Source organism: Flavobacterium granuli, assembly GCF_900129705.1.
Lineage (GTDB): Bacteria > Bacteroidota > Bacteroidia > Flavobacteriales > Flavobacteriaceae > Flavobacterium > Flavobacterium granuli.
In genome coordinates this window covers 137,468-162,386 of the sequence record NZ_FQWO01000008.1, presented here as the reverse complement: position 1 = coordinate 162,386, position 24,919 = coordinate 137,468, and the positions used below count along the sequence as shown (strand labels likewise).

Genomic DNA, 24,919 nt, shown 5'->3' with positions numbered 1-24,919 from the left:
TCCAAAGCCGAAAATAAAACATATTAAACGAACCACACAACAGTACCTACCAGTTTATGGATTAAATTAACCTATACAGAATATAGAAAAGGGTAGAATCTGATTTTTACCATAGTTTATATCCCTTAAAGATAACAAAAAACAGCTTTATCAAAATTCTACCCTAATCAAATCACTTTCGCAATCCAGACTTTTTATTCTATAATCGTTACTTGTTTAACCTTCCTTTAAACCTGCTCACTCCATCCATAAAAACCTCTAAGACAATCCTTCCTTTGGGTAAGTTAGCCAGAGAATACGTCAATGATCCATTCTTAATAGCGATATATTCATGTTTTTCGTGAACAACTCCATTAACGGTAATCAAGACAGTCATTTGACTTGTTTTATTTGAGACCACATTTAGTTCTGTTTTATCAGTAACCAATCGAGGATACAATGAAAAAGCATATTTTGCCTGTGTTTTATCGGCCACAAAATTTGGCGAAGCCGTGAAACTCAGTTTTTCCCCATTTCCACAGTCACTTTCAAATGCATGAATCAGTTCGCCATTCATATCAAACATGCGCAAATAGCCATCACCATTTTTGGGTTCCGCCCAAAACTGTAAACCATTCCCTGCACTATCAATCAGGCATAATTCATATTTCCCTTCCTTCAGCCTTATGGTATCCTTATAAAGAGTGTTTGCTTCAAGATCAGTTGGCAACTTATGATAGATGGTATCTCCTTTTTCGCCAATCAAAATGATTGTATTATCTTTTGGTTTATTATTGGTCAAGAATTGAATAACAAAATCAGTTGGCAATACCTCGGGAGAAACAAAAGATGTTGTCAACTCATTATCCCCTTCCCAACCGTCTTTGGTACTATTAGGCTTGGAAAGTTTTACGGTATATTTATTCATTCCCGCTTTCGACTGTATTTCTCCCGGAATTACAATATCGGCCGTCTGGTTAAATTTCAGATTTCCTTTCCAATGAAACTCTTCATTAGGAAAACCTTCTGTGCCATAAGTCACTACTACGGACTTCAGGTTTTCGGATCCCAAGTTTCGAATAACAAAACGGGGATTAAAACTTGCCGGATTCAGGCGAGTATATTGCTGTTCGTTGTTAGGCACCATAATTTGATCAACAGCAACATCTACCTTATGTGTTGGTTTTGAATATTGGAACAAATAGGCAGAGATATTTTCGACCGCCTGAACATTTCCGGTAGCTTCATAAGGCTCCATTGTTAATGACACATTATGTTTTCCCGGGCCTGTCATCACATCAATCACATCCGGAACCTGCAAATCTCCCGGACACCAATAAGCGCGATCATAAATCCATGTTCCGCCCTGAGGATAAAGCGGATTATCCCCGCAATCTTTCCACATATTGCGATGATCAACAACTTTACCATCGACTTTTAGCTCGCGCCAACGTTGACAAAATTCGCTGCATCCTTTTGGTTTATCCATTCCATGTCCCGTATGTTGGATGCGGATGCGGCTCATTTCGGCACCAGCGACCGATACATAATCAATCGGGAGTAGATTTTCTTCTATTTTTTCTTTCGGGTCGCCATATTTATAACCGGCATTCCAAAGCGGGCTTATGCCCAATGGAACAACGACGGGCGGACCAACGACAATTTCGAAGTCAATAGTCAAAGCCCAACCAACGGTTTTGTCCTCATAACCTGAATGCACATATTCAATTTCTAAGCTGTCGCGCAAAAAGGGTGCAAAATCTGTCACATCAACTTTCCATTTCCATTGCCAGCCTTTATTATAAACACTACCATATGGAGTAAGCATCCGCCCTAGTTCATAATTTATCGATTCTCCATTTTTGCCGCCTTTTTTTCGAAGTCTAATGTGATCCAGATAATCCCAATGTGCCGTAAAAAGACTGTCGGGACTACCCAAAGTTACGTTCATGGTCACTTTGCGAATTGGCGTTTTTATTGACGGAAAAATTCCCGGTTTGCTGTATGATTTTGAACCACTAGCCGGATCACAAATAATTGTAGTTCGATTGTGTGTTACTACATTTATTACTTTTGGTTTTTGGGCAAAAGAGTTAACTGAAGCCCAAAAAACAAGTAAAATCAATATACGTTTCATAAATAATATTTTAACATTAATAATTCTAAGCAATGAAGCGCATTTTTCTCCGATTAAAAATAAATTTAAAACAGAAAAAATGCGCTTTCACAAACTCTTTTTGGGTTCTTTATTTTACGGAAACATTAACCTTGCCCATTTCTAATCCATTACTTTTAGCTTTAACGGTAAACTGGCCTTTATGTCCCTTTTTAGCTTTTACGATTACTAATGCCATTCCGTTGAAAGCAGGTCTTTCGTGACTTTGAAACGGAACAAAACTTGTCGCATCTCCATTATCAGTAGCAACAATTTCGCCATCGCCTTCAATAGAAAACTCAATTAAAGGATGTGTACGAGGAACGGTCAAGCCATCCTTATCAGTAACTTTCACGGTAACAAAAGCAAAATCAACTCCATCAGCCGCAATCGTATTACGATCAACTGAAAGCGTAAGTTTTGTTGCTTCTCCTGTAGTTTTCACAGTATCAGTTGCCCATTTTTTCCCGTTTTTATAACTCACGACTTTCAATTCACCCGGAACATATTTTACGTCATCCCAAATCAAACGGAAATCCACTCCTTGTTTTTTGGCTTTTCTGCCAAGGCTTTTTCCGTTCAAAAATAATTCTGCCTCATCACCTGAAGTATATACGTGAACCGGTGTTATTAAATCCAACCTTTCGCTCCAGTTCCAATGTGGCAAAATATGAGCCATAGGCAATTCTGGTTTCCATTGCGATTGGTAACTATAATAACGGTCCTTTGGAAAACCTGCCAAATCGATAATTCCAAAATAACTGCTTCTTGAAGGCGGATTATTTTTCTTTATTTCTTCCAATTTCTTTTGCAATTCAGCCATCTTAGAAGGGTCTGATCTAAAATTAAGCAGGTTCGTATCATCTGAATTATAAGGAGTAGGCTCTCCTAAATAATCAAAACCTGTCCAAACATATTCTCCTAGCATCTTTGGGAATTTCGCATTGGTTCTAAATTGTTCATCTGGTGTACAACCCCAACCCGGATGCGCATCGTCATAGGATGAAATTTGCCAGGTTTTTTTATTGTATTTATCATCAAAAAAATATTCGCCACGGGAACTCACAGTAGAAGCGGTTTCACTTCCTATCGTAGGCATGTTCTTATAACGCGGATCAGCTTCCCACTTTGCTTGTTGACTGAAGAAATAATTCACTCCCATCAAATCCAATGAAACTGGCGAACCAACTTCACGGCTTGCGTCTGGGTCATTGTAACCATTAGAAACAGGTCTAGTAGGATCTTCTCTTTTTACAATATCAGCCAAATGTTTCGTTATTTCGACATCTCTTTGCTGTGGAACTTCATTTCCTATCGACCAAATAAATACAGACGGATGATTGCGATCGCGGTGAATTAGTGCTTTCAAATCTTTCTCATGCCATTCGTCATAAATTTTATTGTAGTCATTTTTCTTCTTGCCTTCTTTCCAATTATCAAAAGCCTCATCCCATACCAAAAATCCCATTTGGTCTGCTAATTCCAATAATTCAGGAGCAGGTGGATTATGTGAGGTACGTAAAGAATTTACGCCCATTTCTTTTTGGATTTTCAATTGTCTTCTCAAGGCGCTGGTATTAATGGCTGCTCCAAGAGCTCCTAAATCATGATGATTACAGGTTCCATTAATTACTACTTTTTTACCGTTCAAAAGAAAACCTTTGCTTACTGAAAATTCTATCGTACGAATACCAAATGGGGTATTATAGGTGTCCACAACTTTGCCATCAATACTGATCGTAGTTTGTGCCAAATAGCGATTAGGACTAACAATATCCCATTTTTTTGGATTAATAACAGTAGTTTGAAATTCTGCAACCTTAGTAGAACTTGGAGCCAATTCGATTACTTCCGCCTTAGTTGTGGCTACTTTTTTCTTTGGCTTATTATTGATATCCATTTCAAACAAAGTCGTTTGCACCAAAGCATTCACTTTTTTGGCGGATTCATTATTGACAGTAACTGCCATTTTCACCAAAGCCTTTTTATCTGTGATTGTAGGCGTTGTGATATAAGTTCCCCAATGGCCAACGTGAACCGGGTTTGTTTTTACCAACCATACATGTCGGTAAATCCCTGCACCTGGATACCAGCGGGAATCCCAATTTTCAGTATCAAGACGCACTGCAATTATGTTTTCCTGACCTGGTTTCAGGTAAGGCGTTAAATCCATTCGAAAAGAACTGTAACCATAAGGCCAGGTTCCTACATATTGTCCGTTGAGCCAAATTTTGGCATTAGCCATAGCTCCATCGAAATCAACAAAAATTTGTTTCCCTTTATCTGTAGCCGGCACATTAAAATGCTTGCGATACCAGCCAATTCCCCTCCACGGAAGTTTTCCTGTTTCTCCGGTTAGATCACTTCGAAATGGTCCGCTAATGGCCCAGTCATGAGGCAAATCCAGTTTCTGCCATGCGGCATCGCTCTGACTCACACTTTCCAGATTTTTAGGTTCCTCAATTCTTGTACCATCTGGCTGTAACCCGTAACGGGAAAAAAGCCAGCCTTGATCAAAAGATTCGGTATTTGCAGCACCCATTCTTTCAATGGACGCAGTGCTTTGTGCTGTTGCTAAAAAAGGAATCGATAAACTGATCCCTATCATTACCCTCATTAGTAATTTCATTCCCTGCCTCTTTTTCATAGTATTCATTCTGTTTAGTTATTATTTTATACGTTTTTTTTAAATTTTAATCTTTCGCTGAATAGCTGAATTTTATGTATAATATATACAGTTCATTGAAAGAGCCTCTAACAGCAGCTCTTATTTTACCTTTGTGATAATTTCCTTTAGCTCGCCGTTCACCCTTAACTTTACGTTACTCGGCTGAGATGAATATATCTTATAATCAATCACTTTCCCATCACTCCAGCTACAATCTACCTCATATCCACCTCTGGCACGGAGTCCCGAAAACGATCCTTTTTCGGCCCAAGTTTTTGGAATAGCTGGAAGCAAATGAATTTCATCCGTGTGACTTTGCAATAGCATTTCAGTCATGGCAGCCGGAATTCCGAAGTTTCCATCCAATTGAAATGGAGGATGATTACAAAACAGATTAGGCAAGGTATTATAAGTGAGTAAACCGCGAATCATAATTCCGGCGCGTTCCCCTTCTCCTAAACGCGCCCATAAAGCACCGCGCCAAGGCCATGTCCAGGATCGCCGACTGTCTCCAACAGTTGATTGGGCTGTGAATGGAGTATGCTCATTTTTTCCGTAATTCCCACTGCGGCTGCGCAACGAAAGGATTGCTCCTTGTGCCAATTCTGGCGTTTTAGAAATACTGATTTGACGTCCCGGATATACCGCAAATAAATGCGAAGTATGTCGATGCTCATCGTTAGGATCATCACGATCTTCCTGCCATTCCTGTAATTGTCCCCATTTGCCAATCTTGTTGGGAGCCAGATGCAGCTGCATATCTGCTATCTTTTGTTGATAATCTAAATCTATGTTTAGTACTTTGGCGATTTCAAGGTAATTCTGAAATAAATCCCAGACTAATTGTTGATCCATCATCACTCCGTCTTCGCGAGGACCATGTTCCGGAGACCAACCATTAGGCACCATTAAAGAACCATCAGGCATTTTTTTAAGATGATCTTCCCAATAGTGACAAATTTCTTTAATTATAGGATAAGCCGTTTTTTGCAAATAATCATTATCCTGAGTAAAAACCCAGTGCTCGTACACATGCTGAGCATACCAAGCACTAGCCGGGATATTCCAATCCCAACCGTTTCCTCCAAAAATACTTTGACTCGTTCTGGCTGTCCAACCGCGTGTATTTTCTCCAAATGCTTTTCGGGTAGCAATACGGCAGGATTCCTGAGCCGCTACAATAAAATCAATCAACGGAAGCTGACATTCAGAAAGATTGGTTGATTCTGCCGCCCAATAATTCATCTGTAAATTAATGTTGTTGTGGTAATCGCTGGCCCAGGCTGGTGTATTGCTATCGTTCCACAATCCTTGTAAATTAGCTGGTAGGCCGCCAGGACGCGAACTACTTGCCAACAAATAACGTCCATACTGAAACATGGTTTCTTCTAAATCAGGATCTTCACCTCCTTCTTGTTGTTTTTTCAAGCCATCTTTCGTCCCTGCAACGACACTTTCGCCTGCATATTTTTTTAAACGTTCATCAGTAGGTAAAAGCAGTAAATCTGAAGCGGTTGTTCCAATATTTATTACAGCTCGTCCCAAAAGTCCCGATAAATCTTGTACATGGTTCTTGAGCAACTTTTTGTAAGATTTTGACTGAGCTGCAAGCAGTTCTTTTTCAATTAAAGGCAAAGGATCATTTCCACGCCAATCTGATTTGAAGTCCGCTTTATAATTCGTTCTGGCATCCAGAAGTAAAGTCAATGAATTACAGTTTTCAAAGCTCAGGCTGTTCCCTTCCACTTTTATCTTTCCTCCCTGATGCTGAATGCGTAAAACAGCAGCATATTTCAGTTTATTGGCCATTTCTCCGTCAAAAAAAATGTTGTTTTGCTTTGCTTTACTTATCGCTCCTTGAGCTGAAGTAAGTGAAATCTTTCCGGATAAAGCCCCTTTTTTATCGGTAGTATATCTAAAAACCAAAACCTGATCAGGATAACTGGCAAAAGCCTCACGCCTGTATTGTATTCCATTTTGAGTAAATGTTGTCTGATGAATCCCATTTGAAATATCCAGCGAACGACTATAAGCTGAAGCCTGATTCTGTTGTGCAAAATCGATTGTGATTTCGCCAAAATTGCGATAAGAGCCAAAACCATGATCTCCGGTTTCATATTCTCCGTCCCAATTATTGTCACCAGACCATAGACTCTGCTCGTTAAATTGAATCTTTTCCTGATTTACACCGCCAAAGAACATCGCTCCCATCCTTCCATTACCTATCGGCAATGCTTCAGATGACCATTTTTGGGCGGGTTCTTTGTACCAAAGTTTTAAGGACTTATTCTTTTGAGCATAAATTCCTGTTGCAAATAGGATTCCCAAAATAAAAAAGGAAAAGAGTTTTTTTGACATTATTATTTATTAGTTTTCAAATTATTATTTTTCATATTTTATCAGGTACACTTTTTCCTGTTGGGTTGGGAAACTAATTAAATCTCCATTTATCTTCGGAGTTATGGGTTTCCCATCTTCGGTAACAATTGGTTTCTTTCCATTCCATGGATTTTCAACAATGCAAGTTCTCCCCTTTTCACTGGTTATTTTTATATACTGAACCTCATTATTTTTCTTTGCAGATGAAACCAAAAAAGCGCCATATGTTCTCAAATCTTCAAAACTCGCATCTCTACTAGCAGGCCATGCCGGAAAAACACGAATCATTCCTTCATAACTCTGCAACAGCATTTCATTGATACAAGACGGAATTGCCCCTAGCGTTTCTGTGACTCCTCCAGATTGAGCTATCAAAAAGTTAGGCAGAGCGGTTTTATTAATCCTTTCCTTGAGTTTTTGCAATACCTTTTCAGGATCATAACCTACTCGTATCGCAGTGGTAAAATAGGTTTCGAAACCACTCTCTAGATTGGTCCAACCGCTATCACCACCAGGATTTGTATCCCATCGTTCCACTTCTTTACGAAGCGTTTCTGCAAATTCAGGAGTCGATTTTACTCCTGTAATATCTGAAGGAAATACCAGCGAATATGCCATTACCCTGCCAAATCCGGGCTTTGTCCTTTTATCACTTCCGGAGCCTGTTCCTTTTTCGGCGGCTTTAATTCGAATTTCCCCGTTGGTCTCAACAGTAGGAACAGCAGGCAAATATTCTTGAATGTGTTTCCACTTTCCTATTCGATCCTTGTCGACATTCAAAAAAGTGCACATTTCGATAATTCCCTTACAAAACATTCTCAACATTCCTAAAGTGCTGGTATTATTGATGTCCCCTGACTTCAAGTCACTTCTCCAATTATCAGTCCATGGTCCAACTTCCCAAAAATTATCATTATAATTATTGTACTGCCCGTTTTCATACTTCAGATAATCTTCCCAAAAATTAGCCACTTCACGGATAAAAGGATATACCTTCTGAACATATCTCTTATCATAAGTATGATAGAAACGTTGAAACATATTGACAGACAGAAAAAGCGCATTACTCCTTTGCCCGCAGAACATGTGTCCTCCTTCAATATTTAAATCTTTAATACCATAATTTGCCATCATGTCCTCTTCGGTGAGTGGATACATCGACGAAGAAAATCCTTTTGGTCCAATACCAATTGGATAATAAACTCCGCGGCATTTCATCAATTCTTTAGCGTGTCCTTTTGCTTTTTCCATATAATCCAGGATCGGCTTTTCGTAAGGATCCGTTAGTTCTACATGGTTTGACGAATAACTTCCCCACCAAGAAGCCTGATAACTGTGATTTGTATGATAGTCCCCTTCCCAAAAACGTATTGCATCTGCAGTAATGGAATTCCCACCTATCGCTGGCGCAAAGTTTTTGTTTCTACTAGAAGAAGCTAATAAATACTGTGAACCGTAATAATATTTTTCCAATTCAGGATCGCCAATTTCAATATGTGATTTTGCCCAGAAATTTTTCCAATACAAATTATTGATATCATCCAGTTTTCGAATTATTTTTGGTGTACAATTTTGGGCTCTGTAACAAGCAACATTAAGATAATCCTCACTTTCTAAACTACTGGAAACCCCTACAACAACAGTTACCTTTGAAGATGAATTTAGTTCAAATGATTTACCAGTTGCTCCAATAACATTCATTGCCAAAGCAACATGAGAAGGCCAGTCAAGATCAGGAGAATCAAAATGGCGAACGGCATAAAAAAGTCCTTCTTTTTCTCCCGATTCATTATGTGATTCGAAACCTGTTTGTGACCAAATATCCAGTGTTACATTACACGATTCTCTACCTGATGTTGCCATTTCAATAATCACCACATTATTATCTGAAGGAACAAATGCTTTCAATGTGAAGGTGAGCCCTTTTTTCTTAAAAACTACGTTGATATTTCCATTAGCAAGTACCTGTTCCGCATAAAATGTTGCTCCTTTTAATTCAGGAATCGAAATATTCAATCCTCCCGGTAAACTGAGTCCTCCGTCAGGATATCCTTTCTTCGCTTTCCAAAAATCGTTTTTAGAAATATAAATACTCTGCTTTTCTGGTGTACCTCCAAAAACGATTCCTACATCTCCATTTCCGGCAATAGGAGCATCCGGAGCAGAAGCTGTTGGAATTAACTTAGCCGGAGAAGTGAATACCGCCTTGTACTTTGGGACAAAACTTTTCTTTGATTTTTGAGAATATACTGATTGTCCCACTAAACTGAGTAAAAAAATAAGCAATAACTTAATAAAAAAAGGCGATTTGGAAATTAAATTCATTTTCTATAATATTATTAATCGGCCCAACATTTTGTTTTAAAGTATTTATGTTTTGGCTCAATAGATTTTAAAAGACGAAAATAATGGACATTCTTATGAATCCAAAATAGAAAGCCTACTTTTATTTCTTTTTAGGTTGTTAAAATTCAAAAAACAAGTATTAAAACACATTAATGAACTGCCATAAATCAATCTCTACTTTTATTGATTACACTAGGATTCTCGCAAAAAGTATGCTTATTTCAATTCAAACAACCTCATCCAAAAACATTCTACAATCGATTAAACCAAACTTTATTTTCCTTCAAACGCATTGCTGTTTTTTTTAGAATATAGAAAGAGGGATTTTGCGATTAAACAATATCCCTCTTGGCTTTCCAGCGATGCTCCTTCATAATAACTAGCAAAAATCAGGCAAATATTACTTCACTAAACAAATTTATTACCATGCATAGTAAAATAATTGGTGATTATTTTAGTCCTCCCTGACCTGTATATAATTTAATAGGCTTGTCTAATTTTAGTTTTAAAACTGTTACATATTTATCCAATGCTGTTTCTGGCACATCTATATAGACCAATCCCGGAACCGGGCTCCATGAAATTTTCCCCACAACCTTATGAGAGAGTTTAGCACCACTTCCTACAGCAGTTATGCTTTCAATTTTATTATCCAATCCTTTAAGCATTAAAGGACCGGTGGCTTTACCGTGAACAAATAGGTACAGCGTTGTACTGTCTTTAGACAAAGTCGTAGGTCCATAAAAATGGCCTTTATCTATTCCTGCCACAGTATTAAATATGGCCTCTCCATTTCTTTTATTCCAAGCTCCCAACTCTTTTAAAACTGTTACTGCTTGTTCAGGAATACTTCCATCCTCTTTTGGACCAATATCCAAAAGCAAATTCCCACCATTGGCAACCGCATCCACAAATATGGTTATTACTTCATAAGGCGTTTTCCAGTTCTGATCATTTGGCTGAAACCCCCAATTATCATTGATTGTCATACATAATTCCCACCAATTAAATGTAGGTCTGTTGACCGGGAAATTTTGCTCAGGAGTATCATAATCCCCATAGCCTTGAAGACGTCCGTTAATAATTGTAGCCGGATTTCTAGACAACATAATCTGACGCGTTTTCTGTGATTCCCATTCTTCAGCGCTGTGCTCCCAATCTCCGTCAAACCACCATAAATCAGGATTGTATTTTGTGCTTATTTCTTTTATTTGTCCTTGAAAAAAATTCCTAAACTTATTCCAACGTCCATAATCATTCTTTATTTCATAACGGGAACTATCTTTTAAAAAACCCGGATAATCCGAATGCGTCCAATCAATTAGTGAAAAATAAGCCCCACATTTTATGTCGCGTTTGCGCAATTCTTCAAAGAAAGGCTTAATTATATCTCTTTTGGCCGGTGTCGCCTTTACCGAACTCAAATTATTCATTTTAGTATCATACAGCGCCACACCATCATGGTGTTTTGTGGTAATAACCGAATATCTGGCACCACTTTCCTTAATCAAATCGGCCCAATATGCCGGATCATAATTCTTTAATGTGAATCCTTTTAATTGTTTCATGTAATCAGCATGAGAGATTTCTTTGTTGTGAAAACTCCAAGATTCTCCAATACCATTTACCGAATAAATCCCTGTATGAATAAAAATACCCAATTTAGCATCGGCAAACCATTGCATCTTATCTTTAATGGTATTAGGATCTATTTTGGATTGTGCCTTAGCGCTAAAAAAAGCTCCGCTAAAAAGAGCCAACATTATTATTCTTTTTATCATTTTGACTATGTACTATATTAACAAATTACCATTCTTTGTTTTTACCAAACTATCACTTTATTCTAATTCTGAAAGATATTACCATCATAACATATATATTACTTCAATATTATCTTTATTTAATCCTTAATTATCATTTCGCCAATTACAATCAAAAAACAATATGATTTTTCTTTACAAACTTCGATCCAAATGCGTGTAACCGCCATCCACATAAATTAACTGTCCCGTAGTATGGCTGGATTTTTCCGATAAAAGAAAAACAACCATATTGGCAATTTCTTCAGTAGTTGTCATTCTATTTTCCAACGGAATTTTGGCCGTAATTTCTTTTAATTTTTGCTCCGGATTTTCAAGACTTTTAATCCAAGTTTCATATAATGGTGTGTAACATTCGGCCACAATAACGGCATTGACACGAATTCCGTACTTCAATAATTCCACTGCCCATTCTCTGGTTAAGGCATTTCTTCCACCATTGGAAGCCGCATAAGCCGAGGTGTTTCCTTGTCCGGTATCAGCCGTTTTTGAACCAATATTGACAATACTTCCCTTGGATTTTTTCAATTCGGGCAAGGCATATTGTGCCATCAGGTAATAATGTACCAGATTTTTATGCAATGAAGCCATGAAAGATTCGTAATTCCCGCTTTCGAGCCCAACACCGTCATTGACTCCCGCATTATTGATCAAACCATCAATACGACCACATTCGGCCACGACTTGTTTTACCGCTTTTTCGCAATCCTCGGGATTAGTCAATTCGCCTTGAGTGTATTTTGCAATCCCACCGGCAGCTTCAATTTCCCTGACTGCTTTCAAATTATCGGCTTCACTTCTTCCAATGATAAAAGGAATGGCTCCCTCGGCAGCCAAGACTTTGCAGATTCCCAAACCAATTCCTTTGGCTCCGCCGGTTACGATAATTACTTTGTCTTTTAAATCTAAATTCATTTCTTTTTTTTATAAGTGATAAAATGCTATGGCATTCCCGCCCCAGAATTTGTCCTGTTCCTCATTCGAAAATTTTGAAAAATAATGCTCGACAATATCACATGATTCCACATAGGATGCTGCCAGCAAACTCACTGGCCAATCACTGCCAAACAGCAAGCGATCCATCCCAAATGCCTCTGTAACGACATCCAGACAAAAGGTGAAATCGGATTTTATCCAATTGTTCCAATCCGCTTCGGTAACCAAGCCCGAAACCTTACACATCACATTCGGGCAAGCCGCTATTGCTCTAATCTCTTTCTCCCACACGGCAAAATCGATTTGCTTGAAATCCGGTTTTGCCAAATGGTCTATTACAAAAGATTGCTGAGGAAAACGTTTTGCCAATGCGGTGGCATAAGGCAAATGCTTTGGTAAAATCAATAGATCATAAGTGAAATTATATTTTGCCAATTTGGATATTCCGTTGCAGAAATCTTCCCGAAGCAAAAAATCAACCTCCGGTTCTCCCTGAACTATATGTCGGAAACCTTTCAGTTTTTTGAATTTCGAAAAATACTCCAATCTTGCTTCCAGATTCTCCGCTCTTAAATCAATCCAGCCTACAACTCCTTTGATGAAATCATTTTCTTTTGCCAACTGCAACAAAAAATGAGTTTCTTCCTCACTTTGGTCAGCCTGAACTGAGATACAACCATCCATAAACTTGGCTTCGAGTAATGGCAGTAAATCAGCGGGCAAAAAGTCCCGCTGAATCACTTTCATATCTTCATTAATCCAGGCATCTTTTACTGGATGGTATTTCCAAAAATGTTGATGGCTGTCTATCCTCATTTCAATTCAAATATTTTTTCCATCAGCATCCATTTCTCTCCAGATTCTGCCCATGGCAAAGCCTGTTGAAACTTCCACATCAATTCTTCCCACTGCTGAACCTTAGCATTATTGGCATCCATTGCTGATTTTTTTTCAAAAGAAAAATCTTCGTTGGCTTCAATTATCATAACCATTCTGTTACCGACGCAATAAATATCCAGTACCTCAATTCCTGAATCCTTGATGCTTTTTATAATTTCCGGCCAAACTTCTTGATGGTAGGCTTTGTACTCGGCCATCAATTGTTGATCCTCCTTCAGATCCAAAGCCAAACAATATTTTTGTGCTGCCATAAAACTATTATTTGTAAGCTACTGCTACTTGTTTGCTTGAGCCTAATCCTTCCATCCCTAATTCAATAACATCACCTTCCTTAATGTAAATAGGCTCCGGCTTAATTCCTAAACCAACTCCAGGAGGCGTTCCCGTACTGATGATGTCGCCCGGAAGCAAGGTCATGAACTGGCTCAAATAATGAACCAAAAACGGTATTTTGAAAACCAAATTTGAAGTATTACTGTTCTGGAATTTTTTTCCGTTAACTGTTAACCACATAGGAATATTATTAACGTCTGCTATTTCATCCTGAGTAGCCAAAAAGGGTCCAAGTGGCGCAAAAGTATCACATCCTTTTCCTTTTGCCCATTGTCCTCCACGCTCTATTTGAAAAGCTCTTTCGCTATAATCATTAAGCAAAGCATAACCGGCCACATAATCTAAAGCATCGGCTTCTTCTACGTAACTTGCTTTTTTACCAACTACAAAAGCCAACTCAATTTCCCAATCTGTTTTTTCACTTCCTTTTGGAATAATAAGGTCATCATTTGGCCCACATAAAGATGTAGTCGATTTAAAAAAGATAATTGGCTCAGCCGGAATCGGCGCATTGGTTTCCAAACAATGATCTACATAATTTAAGCCAATGCAAATAATTTTTGACGGTCTTGCCACCGGCGAACCCAAACGAACAGCAGCATCTACTTCCGGCAAAGAAGGATTGCTTTCTAAGGCTGTTTTTAATTTTTCTAATCCATTTTCTTCAAAAAATGCTTCATTGTAATCGGTAACAATTGAAGAAACATCAAATCTTTTTTCTCCAATTAAAACCCCTGGTTTCTCTTTACCAGCTTCTCCAAAACGTATTAGTTTCATAATCTAAATTTTATTGTAATTGTAATTCTATAATTGTGTCAATAGGATCTAATTCTACTCCTTTTAAATAGATATAAGTTCCCTCTGGTTTTACTTTAAATTTCAACTCTTTTTTACTGTTGAGCAAATTGCATTTTTTTATTTTATTTTTCATCTCCGGAATCAAAATATAAGAAGAATCTTTTAGCGTTTTGATAATATGGGCATACCAAATTTTATCTTTGGCGGTAACCACTCCCCATTCTTGTGCTTTTAAAACACCTCCTCTGGTTCCATAAATACTTTGTCCGTTTATTTTCATCCAATCTCCCATTTCCTTTAAAGTCGCAACAAATTCCGGCTGGATGGTTCCGTCCGGCATTGGGCCAACATTCAACAGAAAATTAGCATTTAGGCTGGCAGCATTCACCATATAATGGATTAAGTCTTTGGTCGATTTGTATTTCTTGTCGGTGATATTAAATCCCCAGGAATCATTCATGGTTTCGCAAGTTTCCAATGGTAATTGTGAAACAGCTTGCCCCCCAAAACCAGTGGAATTTCCTCCAGGTAAATCTTTTTCAAACGCCTGAAAATCTTCTCCAGGAATAGGAGTCAGATGATGATTATTGGAAATCAGACATTGCGGTTGCAAAGAATGGATAAGTTTGTAAATTTCGTCATAATGCCAGTTGACTTTTGACTGCAAGCTTTTGTCGTGGTCGTTATCCAATTGATCCCAATGTCCGTCAAACCAAATTCCGTCAATTTTTCCGTAATTGGTCAACAACTCGGTCAATTGTGCTTTCATAAAACGGATGTAACTTTCCCAATCACTCTTTTGGGTTCGGCCCGTTCCTTTACCGGTTTTTCCGGTTTCGTATTGATAATCGCTGCGGTACCAGTCCAACAACGAATAATAAAGAAACAACTTGATTCCTTCTTTGTGACATTCGTCAGCCAATTGTTTCAAGGCATCTTTGCCGTAAGGTGTATTTGTAATTTTCCAGTCGGATTGTTTGGTGTCCCAATTACTAAAACTGTCATGATGGCGAGTGATGAAAGTGATGTATTTCATTCCGCCTGCTTTGGCGGTAGCCACCCATTTTTTGGCGTCAAAATTCTGCGGATTAAAGATATTAATCAAACGACCGTATTCATTCACTCCAATGTTGCGATTGTTCATCACCCATTCTCCGTTCCCCAAAACGCTCGAAGCTCCCCAATGGATGAACATTCCGAATTTCATATCCTGGAATTCCTTTCTAGCTGCCAGGTTTTCAGCAGTTGGTGTATACGTTTGTGCCTGTAATGCCATTGTAGCAAAGCAACAAAAGAACAAATTAGATAGTAATCTTCTCATATTGGTTATAGTTTTTTAAGGTTAGTTTTAGCCATATATTACATTTACTCCTCTTCTTTTATTGCCTGAATTTGCGCATCCGATAAAATTGTATTGAATACTTTTAGATTTTTTATTTTTCCCATAAAAGAATTGCTGCCGTCTCCAATAGTATTCAAAGGAAAAAACAATGTTTTCATTACCCAAATTGAATCTTTTTCATAGCCTGTTGGGATTTTCTCCCTTGTGAGTTTTTTAGCCAACTTGCCATCCACATATAATGTCGTTGAGTTATTATCCCCAGTAATTGCAACGCTAGTCCATTTATTTTCAGGAATCGCAACACCAAAATCATAATCTTTCCCTTCATGAGAAAAGCCAAGATTGGACGTATTGCCTTGTTTTAGTTTTACAGTCGCGTGTTTTGAGTGAAAAAGAACGGCATTGGCAGCATTATTTTCGGATGGATTTATTGTAAAACTAACCGTATAATTGTATCCAATTTCGTTATAAGGAAGTTTAGCATAACTCTCTTTTTGTTTAAGATTTAGTACTTTTCGCTTTCCATCAGAAGCATAATTCACATATTGTTTTTCTTTAATCTTGTCCTTTCCTTTTAAGGCAAAATTCAACACCAAAGAATCCTTAGCCTTAATTATTCCTCTCAAATTCAAACCCGGACCTTCGTTTATATTTTTGGCATTAGCTGAAAAGCCATTAAAATCTACTGCGGCATTTGTTCCGGTCCACATTTTCTCGCTCAAAACCTGAAGTGCCGGAAATACCCTATCTGTTACATCTTGAGCGGTGATGCCGTTTTTGGCAACATCATTCCAGACCGCAAACATTCCTCCTCTGATAAAAGGATCTCCTTTTTTGAAAATTACATTTCCAATGGTTAGCGGTTCCCAATTATTGTACAGCTGTTTTATATTCAAATAATCATAATAATATCCTGCCGCAGGAACGATGTACAGCAAACCATCAGGCGTGCTGATTAAAGGGTAACCCAATTCTTTCATTTTTACAGGATCGGCATAGCCGTTGTACCAGGCGTTCATCGTAACTCCTTTTGAGGTAACCGGAGTCGTTCCTTGGGCATGGGTCAAAGCGCCCCAAACTCGTACGTCTTTACCAAAACTTTGCACGTATTTGATGAAATGATCCGTAAATTTCCTAAAAGGTTCTGCCTCTTTTTTATCGTATTCATCGGTTCCGATATGCACTTCCTTAAAACGAAATACCGGCGAATCTCCTTCCAGATACTCTTTCAACACGTTTTCGATAATGGTATAGGTTTCCGGATTTTTTATATCCAAATGATCTTTGCCGTATTCTTTGCTTGCAATCTGCGGAAAAGCTTTAGAAAAGGCCAAAGAATGGGCAGGAACGTCAATCTCAGGAATAATATTTATCCCATAACTTTCTGCCAATACTTGCAAATCAATAAATTCTTTCTTGGTATAAAATTCTCCCTTTGTAGGCAGTTGCGGATATTTCTCATTTTCTAGCCTAAAACCACTATAGGTGCTGTCCCAATCATTATTGAAATGTTTTACAAAAGCATTATCGTTCAAGTGCAGCTGAAAATCTCCCATTTTATAATAGGACATCATCTTGACGTAATCCCTTAAAAAGTCAATACTGAAATATTTTCTTCCCACATCAAGCATAAAACCACGAACTTCATATTTAGGATAATCCCTTGAAATTCCTTTTGGCAAAGAACTCAGCTTGGCATCTTGTTCCAATATTTGCAAAATGCTGCGCGTTCCCCAAAAAGCCCCTTTATATTGGGCCGCATGGATAGAAACGTAGTCTTTTATCGAAAGTGAATACCCTTCGGCTCCCAATTCTTCTGAATTTCCGTCCAAAGAGATAAAAATATCGCCGTATTTCGGGATGCCTATAATAACTTCTGGTTTTATTTTGCGCAATGCAAACAAATCGTTTTGAAAAACTTTTGCGGCCTGCATAAGTGTAGCTGAATATCTGGCATCCACTACAATTCGTGACTTGGCTGTCAACAACAAATTACCTTCTGCTCCATGCCATTCTCTCAAAGAAGGGATTACAAAAGGTTTTGCGTTTTTGCCCTGATCCTTATAACTCCCTTCTACATTTACAGCAATTGGAATCTCAATAGAGGCGCCGTCAGCTATTTTAATTGCTTTGAACAATAAATTGACTGTCATAGTATTTAACGGACAGAAAATAGCTCCCGACTTGCTGATTACCGAAAGATTATCCGATCCAATTAATTGCACCAAATATCCTTCAGGACTATCCGGCATCTTATAAAATGAAGTTCCTTTTGAAATAAAGGATTTCATTACCACTTTTTCCTTCAGGTAAATCGAGTCCGACTTAGTCATTTTGGCTTGTGCTGATGCCTGCATAGACATCAAAACAAAACCCATCAAGACCAAATATTGCTTGTAATTCATACTCTTTATTTTTTTGCTTCTTTATCAAAATACAATCCCATTTCGGCCAAGGCGGGTTGTAATCTGGCCGATAAAATGCGTAATCTAACTTTGGATGTGGTTACAGCCGGAAACTCCAACAATCGTTTGAAACCTATAGTGGTTCCTTCGGCTGCTTTTTTCCATTGGTTATTATCCCAATATTCCAAAATAAATTTTTCGACCCTTTGTCCAACACGGATATTTTCCTGAAGCAATAACACATTGAATGTTTTTTCTCCTTTTAAATTCATTTCAACTACATTATTATTTCCCTTCATAGAAAATGAAAGATGTGTAGCATCATTACCATCCAACAACGGTTTTATTTTTTTTACCGCTCCAGCTCCTTTGACACCTTTCAGAAGATTTACGTTGAATATATTATCCAATTTCTCTCTCCATGTTTTCAAAGCAGCAACGTCAAAATCAGAAATTAATCCTCTTTTATCTGGTGGAATATTCAATAACAGAACTCCATTTCTTCCTACTGAGTGGAAATAAATTTCTTTCAGATATTCCGGTGTTTTCACTTTTTTATCTTCCGATTCATGATAAAACCATCCCGGACGAATCGACACATCCGTTTCGGCAGGATACCATTTTAAGGCATCGCCATCTCTCAATTGACTGCGACTTCCCAGAACACTGCCCATCATATCTCCGGCTGGCGGCGAATCGACCTTGGTTTGGGAACCTTCATTAAATTTATTCTTTTTCCCAACGGGTACCACACTCCATTCTTCCTCACGACCATGCCCGCTCTCGGTTCCTACCCAACGTACGTCAGGACCAGAAACGGCAATTACTGCCTGTGGTTGCAATTTTCGAATATGGGCATACCATCTTTCAAAATCATATACCTGTTTTTTACCGTTAGGACCTTCGCCATTGGCACCATCAAACCAAACCTCATCTACTTTCCCATATTGGGTAAGCAATTCGGTCAATTGATCGATAAAAAAATCATTATAAGCCTCCGTTCCATAAGAAGCGTTATTCATATCCCAAGGCGACAAATAAACCCCAAAACCAACTCCCAATTCCTTGCAGGCATCGGCAACTTCTTTTACCACATCCCCTTTTCCGTCTTTCCAAGGGCTGTTTTTTACAGAATGTTCTGTAGTTTTGGTTGGCCACAAACAGAAACCATCATGATGCTTTGCCGTTAGAATAACTTGTTTAATTCCCGCATCTTTACAGGCTTTTACCCATTGTTTTGCATTTAATGCAGTTGGGTTAAACAATTTAGAATCTTCTTTCCCATTTCCCCATTCGCGGCCGGTAAAAGTGTTAATCCCAAAATGGATAAAACCCGTTAACTCCAAACGCTGCCAGCGCAATTGCTGTGGCGTAGGCGTGATAGTAGCCGCTATTTTCACCAATTCATCGTCTGACATTGACTTGTTGATGGGTACAAAATTTTTTGTTTGCGCAAAAGCTGTCGTCGCAAGCATTGTCACTAAAAACACTAATTGTATTCTGCTTTTCATTTTATATTTTATTAAATTACTTAAAAATTAAAATTTTATCCAACAACATAAATAGTCGCACTTCTTGCACCATGCGCCCCGATTACCAAGGACTGTTCAATATCGGCTGTTTTTGACGGTCCGGCAATGAAGGCGCCAAAACCTTCTTTTGCCACATCGATGTTCTCATAAGCTTGATGCATCGTTGCCACAATAGCTGCTATATCAATTACGATTATCAAATGCTGGCAAATAAAAGGTAATAGCCTGTTTAGCATTTGGCTTTCATAAATCCATACCGCGCCATTTTCGGCCACACCCGCGGTTCCTTTAATATAAGCTTTTTCGACTTTTTCTAAGTCCAAGGCCGTAAATGAAGCCACTTGATTGTCCAGCTTGCCTAAATCCGCTATGGCATTTACAACAAAATTGCCGCTTGCCTTATCGGCAATTAATTGTTCTTTTAATTCAGTTAGGCTTGGAATCAATTTTACTTTTCCTCCAATACTTTCCAATACCGTTTTAAACTGCGCATAGACATCCTCATAACGAATTAGTACATTCTTATCCATTAGAGGAAGTGCCGTCAATTCCGGTTGATTGCTTGCTATGGCATTTAATATTTTTTCTCTTGCACTCATGCTTTTTAGCTGTTGCTTTATTTTTTGTTCGTTTTCCCGTTTTTCAAATACCAATCCCGGAATGATTCCTTTGGTGGTTCTGGCATTTCTCTTTGTTTGTACCACACGTTTAATTTATTGTTGGTCACAAAAGGAAGAATTCGCATCAGCCATCTTCCCATTTTCCCTGCAAAACGATACACCGTTGGTCTCGATAATAGAAAATCCATTCCCATCATTCCCATTTTTTTGCTTGCGGCAACATAGCCTTCGGCAACAATGATTTGTCTCCATTTCCATAACTGTTCATGGATATTGATTTTTACAGGACAAACATTAGTGCAACTGCCGCATAAGGTGGACGCAAATGGCAAATCAGCATTGGCTTTCATATCCAAATTTGGATTCAAAATAGAACCAATAGGCCCTGCCACCGCGGTATGATAACTATGTCCTCCGCTGCGACGGTACACCGGACAAGTATTGAAACAGGCCGCACAGCGAATGCATTTTAACGAATTCCTGAAATCTTCCCTACCTAATTGTCGGCTGCGACCGTTATCAACAATGACAATGTGCATTTCCTGATTGGGTCTGGGTTTATGAAAATGGCTCGAATAAGTGGTAATGGGTTGTCCGGTGGCACTTCTGGCCAACAAACGCAGGAATACCGAAAGATGTTCGGCCTTTGGAATAATTTTTTCAAAACCCATGCAGGCAATATGTACGGGAGCGGTATGTGCGCCCATATCGGCATTTCCTTCATTGGTGCAAACCACAAAACCGCCCGTTTCGGCAACGGCAAAGTTGACGCCGGTAATCGCCAATTGCGACTGGACAAACTTATCTCGCAAGTGTTGTCTTGCCGCTTCGGTTAAATATTGAGGATCGTTATTCCCTTTTTCTGTTCCAAGGTGCTCGTGAAAAGTAGCACTCACATCTTCTTTTTTTAAGTGAATTGCCGGCAATACAATATGACTTGGCGGTTCTTTTCGGAATTGAACAATACGTTCTCCCAAATCTGTATCGACCACCTCGATTCCATGTTCCTGTAAATATTCATTCAAATGACATTCTTCGGTGAGCATGCTTTTGCTTTTCACAATTTTTTGAATATTGTGTTTGCGGATAATGTCGTGAATGATTTTATTATGCTCATCTCCATCTGCAGCCCAATGCACTTTTATTCCATTGGCAACAGCCTTTTCTTCGAATTCTTTTAAATAATTGGAAAGATTGGAGAGCGTGTGGTTTTTTATCTGCGAACCCCATTCTCTTAGTTGCTCCCATTCCGGCAAACCATGCGCGGCCTTGTCCCGCTTTTCACGAACAAACCACAGGGTCTCGTCGTGCCAATTGGTTCTGGGCTCGTCAGCTATAAATTTTTCCGCTAATGCTGCATGCGTTGTTTTCATATCTTTTTTCCTCTCCCCAACCCTTTCCAAAGGAGAGGAAAACTGGACGGAGTTTTATTCGTTTACTTTATTTCTTCTAACTTTCTAATTTATAAAGAACTATTCAATATCTCTGCAATATGAATGGTTTTTACCTTGCTTCCTTGCCGTTTCAGAATTCCTTCCAAGTGCATCAGACAACTGGTGTCACCTCCGGTAATATAATCAACATCATTTTCATCGTGTTCGGCAATTCTATCTTTACCCATTTTTACACTTATGGCTTCTTCGAATACGCAAAAAGTTCCCCCAAAACCACAGCATTCATCGTTGCGTTTTGGCTTAGATAATTGAAGGCCTTTTACCATCGCCAACAATTGCTCGGGTTTAGAAAATTCCGGCAACATTCTTTCCGTCATCGAAGAAAGTCCCAATCCTCTCTGCCCGTGACAGCTGTTGTGTATGCCTACTTTGTATGGGAAACTGGCATTAATCCTTTCGACTTTTAAAACATCGGTTAAAAACTCACTGAATTCATAAATGTTGTTTCGAATCTTTTGGGCTTCTTCAGGATGTGCTTCGTCTTTCAAATGCTCTTTTACATGTAAAACGCAACTTCCCGAGGGAGCCACAATATAATCTAAACCTGAAAAATTTTTGACAAAATTAATGTCGCAACCTTTACTCAAACTGGCAAAACCACTATTGGCCATCGGTTGACCACAGCATGTTTGCTCCAAAGGAAAACTAACTTCGCAACCTAATTTTTCTAATAATTGTAGCGTAGCTATTCCTACCTGCGGATAAAACTGGTCGATATAACAGGGTATGAATAAGGCGACTTTCATTAGTTAGTTGTTTAATTTTATAAAACCACCGTCAATAGGATAATCAGAACCTGTGATGAAACCCGATTCATCACTGCATAGGAACAATGCCAATGTAGCAATTTCTTCCGGTTTTCCCATACGTCCTATAGGTTGTGATTTAGATAATTTATCAAACATTTCGGCTTGATTATCCGGATAATTTTTAGAAATAAATCCATCTACAAAAGGCGTGTGTACCCTTGCAGGAGAAATCGAATTGCAACGGATATTTTCGTTGATATAATCCTTGGCAACCGATAAAGTCATTGCCATCACCGCGCCTTTGGCAGTAGAATAAGCAAAACGGTCCGGAATCCCAACCCAAGCCGCAATAGAAGCCATATTCAAAATAACCCCTCCGCCTGAATTTCTAAAGTGTGGAATGGCTGCATGCAAACAATTGTAAACCCCTTTTACATTCACATTCATAATGCGGTCAAAGTCGGCTTCAGCAGTAGTATCTACCTTTCCTACGTGCGCAATTCCTGCATTGTTTACCAGAATATTAAAATTCCCTATTTTTTCGAATGTTGCTAATACCTCTTGTTGATTGGCCACATTACAGGCATGCGAAAATACATTTCCTCCATTGGCTTTTATTTCTTCAACCGCCGTTTTGGCGCTTTCTTCGGTTAATTCCACAATATGCACTTCGGCACCTTGTTTTGCGAATAAAGCTGCAATTGCTTTTCCTATTCCGCTACCGCCTCCGGTAATTACTGCTTTTTTATTTTGTAATGAAAACATCATTTATATTAGATTTTTGATATTAAATATTAGATTTTTAGATGTTGGCTGTTATAACTTATATTTTCTATAATGATACCCCGCGTTTCCACGGAATAAAATCATCCTGATTTAATAAGACCGCTTTCGGGATAATTTCGCCGCTGGCCGCTTTGATGCAATATTCCAAAATGTCTTCTCCCATTTCTTCAATGGTTTTCTCACCACTGATGACCGGACCACAATCAATATCGATAATATCGCTCATTTTTTTGGCTAAGACTGAATTTGTTGCCACCTTAATCACCGGACAAACCGGATTACCCGTTGGCGTTCCCAATCCCGTAGTAAATAAAATCAATGTGGCACCGGAAGCAGCTTTACCGGTCGTTGCCTCGACATCATTTCCGGGAGTACAAACCAAATTCAATCCCGGTTTTGAAACAATTTCGGTATAATCCAATACATCGACCACAGGAGCAGTTCCGCCTTTTTTGGCAGCACCGGCACTTTTGATGGCATCGGTAATCAAGCCATCTTTGATATTTCCCGGTGATGGATTCATATGAAAACCGGAACCTACTTTATGTGCTAAAGCATCGTACGATTGCATCAAATCGATGAACTTTTTAGCAGATTCCTCTGTAACGCAACGGTCAATTAAATTTTGCTCCACTCCGCACAATTCAGGAAATTCAGCCAATAATACTTTCCCGCCCAAAGCCACCAACAAATCGGCAGTGTAACCCACGGCAGGATTTGCAGAAACTCCGCTAAAACCGTCGCTACCGCCACATTTTACGCCTATGCACAATTCGCTCAAAGGAGCCGGCGTTCTTTCTTGTTTGTTTATTTCAATTAATCCTTCAAATGTTTTTTTGATGGCATCAGCAATCAATTGCTCTTCACTGTCTGATTGCTGTTGCTCAAAAACAAGTAAAGGTTTGTCAAACGATGGATTTTGTTTTCTAAGGTCATTCATAAAATCCTGCACCTGCAAGTGTTGGCATCCTAAACTTAATAACGTAATACCGCCCACATTTGGGTGATTCGCATAAGAAGCTAACAACGAACTCAAAGTAGCCGAATCCTGACGCGTACCGCCACAACCTCCCTGATGATTCAGGAATTTGATTCCATCCACGTTTTTGAATACGCGATTCGTGCTGGTCGTTGGCGCAAGCTGCATGTCAACCGAATCAATATCTTCTCCGTTTTGGTAAGCCTCCAACAATTGGTGCGTATACTGCGTGTACTTATCGCTTACTGAATAACCTAATTCGTTATGAAGCGCTTCTTTTATTACATCCAGATTTCTGTTTTCACAAAATACCGTTGGTATAAATAACCAATAATTAGCCGTTCCCACACGACCGTCGTTCCTTTTATATCCTTTAAAAGTTCGGTCTTTGTATTTGGAAACATCAGGTGCCTGCCATGCAAAATCTACATCACGATATCCATAAGGCTCAGCCGCATGTTTCAGATTTGAGGTTGTCATCAAACTGCCCTTGGCTATATCATTCTGTACTTTTCCAACCAAAACCCCATACATGATTACCTCATCACCTTTCTTTAAATCAGTTGTGTAAAATTTATGCTTTGCTTTAATTTCATCCTGAAGAACATAGGTTTCATTTTCAAAAACCACATTTTCATCTTTTGCTAAATCGGTTAAAGCCACCAGTACATTATCCTTTGGGTGCATTTTTACCACTAATCTTTTTCCTTCGTTTTCTAACATCTTATTATAAATAGA

The 24,919-nt window shown here is 38.7% G+C and carries 17 protein-coding genes; all 17 read right to left on the bottom strand.

The window, feature by feature from the left end:
- Positions 1 to 208: 208 nt before the first annotated feature.
- The 17 genes from BUB25_RS11660 to BUB25_RS11580 all read right to left on the bottom strand — a co-directional run bounded on the left by BUB25_RS11660 (position 209) and on the right by BUB25_RS11580 (position 24,904).
- A complete protein-coding gene (locus BUB25_RS11660; RefSeq protein ID WP_072944503.1) occupies positions 209 to 2,116 on the bottom strand; it encodes a peptide-N-glycosidase F-related protein in 1,908 nt (635 codons plus the stop codon).
- Positions 2,117 to 2,225: 109 nt separating this feature from the next.
- The gene (galB, locus tag BUB25_RS11655) at positions 2,226 to 4,781 is read right to left on the bottom strand and encodes a beta-galactosidase GalB (RefSeq protein ID WP_072944540.1); all 2,556 of its coding nucleotides are present in this window, start codon (positions 4,779 to 4,781) and stop codon (positions 2,226 to 2,228) included.
- 120 nt (positions 4,782 to 4,901) lie between these two features.
- Complete coding sequence (locus BUB25_RS11650) at positions 4,902 to 7,160, bottom strand: glycoside hydrolase family 95 protein (protein WP_072944501.1); 2,259 nt, start codon at positions 7,158 to 7,160, stop codon at positions 4,902 to 4,904.
- 24 nt (positions 7,161 to 7,184) lie between these two features.
- Positions 7,185 to 9,506, bottom strand: coding sequence for a glycosyl hydrolase family 95 catalytic domain-containing protein (locus tag BUB25_RS11645; protein ID WP_072944500.1), 2,322 nt, complete (start codon positions 9,504 to 9,506; stop codon positions 7,185 to 7,187).
- A gap of 470 nt (positions 9,507 to 9,976) precedes the next feature.
- A complete protein-coding gene (locus tag BUB25_RS11640) occupies positions 9,977 to 11,308 on the bottom strand; it encodes an alpha-L-fucosidase (RefSeq protein WP_072944498.1) in 1,332 nt (443 codons plus the stop codon).
- A gap of 174 nt (positions 11,309 to 11,482) precedes the next feature.
- The gene (locus BUB25_RS11635) at positions 11,483 to 12,262 is read right to left on the bottom strand and encodes an SDR family oxidoreductase (protein ID WP_072944496.1); all 780 of its coding nucleotides are present in this window, start codon (positions 12,260 to 12,262) and stop codon (positions 11,483 to 11,485) included.
- Positions 12,263 to 12,271: 9 nt separating this feature from the next.
- On the bottom strand, positions 12,272 to 13,099 hold the full coding sequence (locus BUB25_RS11630; RefSeq protein ID WP_072944494.1) for an amidohydrolase family protein: 828 nt from the start codon (positions 13,097 to 13,099) through the stop codon (positions 12,272 to 12,274).
- The gene (locus tag BUB25_RS11625) at positions 13,096 to 13,434 is read right to left on the bottom strand and encodes an L-rhamnose mutarotase (RefSeq protein ID WP_072944493.1); all 339 of its coding nucleotides are present in this window, start codon (positions 13,432 to 13,434) and stop codon (positions 13,096 to 13,098) included. Before BUB25_RS11625 ends, BUB25_RS11630 begins: the two co-directional genes overlap by 4 nt.
- A 7-nt stretch (positions 13,435 to 13,441) precedes the next feature.
- The gene (locus tag BUB25_RS11620; RefSeq protein WP_072944491.1) at positions 13,442 to 14,293 is read right to left on the bottom strand and encodes a fumarylacetoacetate hydrolase family protein; all 852 of its coding nucleotides are present in this window, start codon (positions 14,291 to 14,293) and stop codon (positions 13,442 to 13,444) included.
- A gap of 10 nt (positions 14,294 to 14,303) precedes the next feature.
- The gene (locus BUB25_RS11615) at positions 14,304 to 15,635 is read right to left on the bottom strand and encodes an alpha-L-fucosidase (protein WP_072944490.1); all 1,332 of its coding nucleotides are present in this window, start codon (positions 15,633 to 15,635) and stop codon (positions 14,304 to 14,306) included.
- Positions 15,636 to 15,679: 44 nt separating this feature from the next.
- Positions 15,680 to 18,061: a family 20 glycosylhydrolase gene (locus tag BUB25_RS11610; protein WP_211297015.1), complete on the bottom strand. Its 2,382-nt coding sequence runs from the start codon at positions 18,059 to 18,061 to the stop codon at positions 15,680 to 15,682.
- Between the two features lie 5 nt (positions 18,062 to 18,066).
- Positions 18,067 to 19,572, bottom strand: coding sequence for an alpha-L-fucosidase (locus tag BUB25_RS11605; RefSeq protein ID WP_072944488.1), 1,506 nt, complete (start codon positions 19,570 to 19,572; stop codon positions 18,067 to 18,069).
- A gap of 35 nt (positions 19,573 to 19,607) precedes the next feature.
- Complete coding sequence (locus BUB25_RS11600) at positions 19,608 to 20,192, bottom strand: LutC/YkgG family protein (protein ID WP_072944536.1); 585 nt, start codon at positions 20,190 to 20,192, stop codon at positions 19,608 to 19,610.
- 17 nt (positions 20,193 to 20,209) lie between these two features.
- On the bottom strand, positions 20,210 to 21,586 hold the full coding sequence (locus tag BUB25_RS11595) for a lactate utilization protein B (protein ID WP_072944487.1): 1,377 nt from the start codon (positions 21,584 to 21,586) through the stop codon (positions 20,210 to 20,212).
- Positions 21,587 to 21,675: 89 nt separating this feature from the next.
- Positions 21,676 to 22,413 (bottom strand): (Fe-S)-binding protein, encoded by a 738-nt coding sequence (locus BUB25_RS11590; protein ID WP_072944477.1) that lies wholly within the window; start codon positions 22,411 to 22,413, stop codon positions 21,676 to 21,678.
- A 3-nt stretch (positions 22,414 to 22,416) separates the two neighbouring features.
- A complete protein-coding gene (locus tag BUB25_RS11585; protein WP_072944475.1) occupies positions 22,417 to 23,181 on the bottom strand; it encodes an SDR family NAD(P)-dependent oxidoreductase in 765 nt (254 codons plus the stop codon).
- A gap of 67 nt (positions 23,182 to 23,248) precedes the next feature.
- On the bottom strand, positions 23,249 to 24,904 hold the full coding sequence (locus BUB25_RS11580) for a UxaA family hydrolase (RefSeq protein ID WP_072944473.1): 1,656 nt from the start codon (positions 24,902 to 24,904) through the stop codon (positions 23,249 to 23,251).
- Between the last annotated feature and the right edge of the window lie 15 nt (positions 24,905 to 24,919).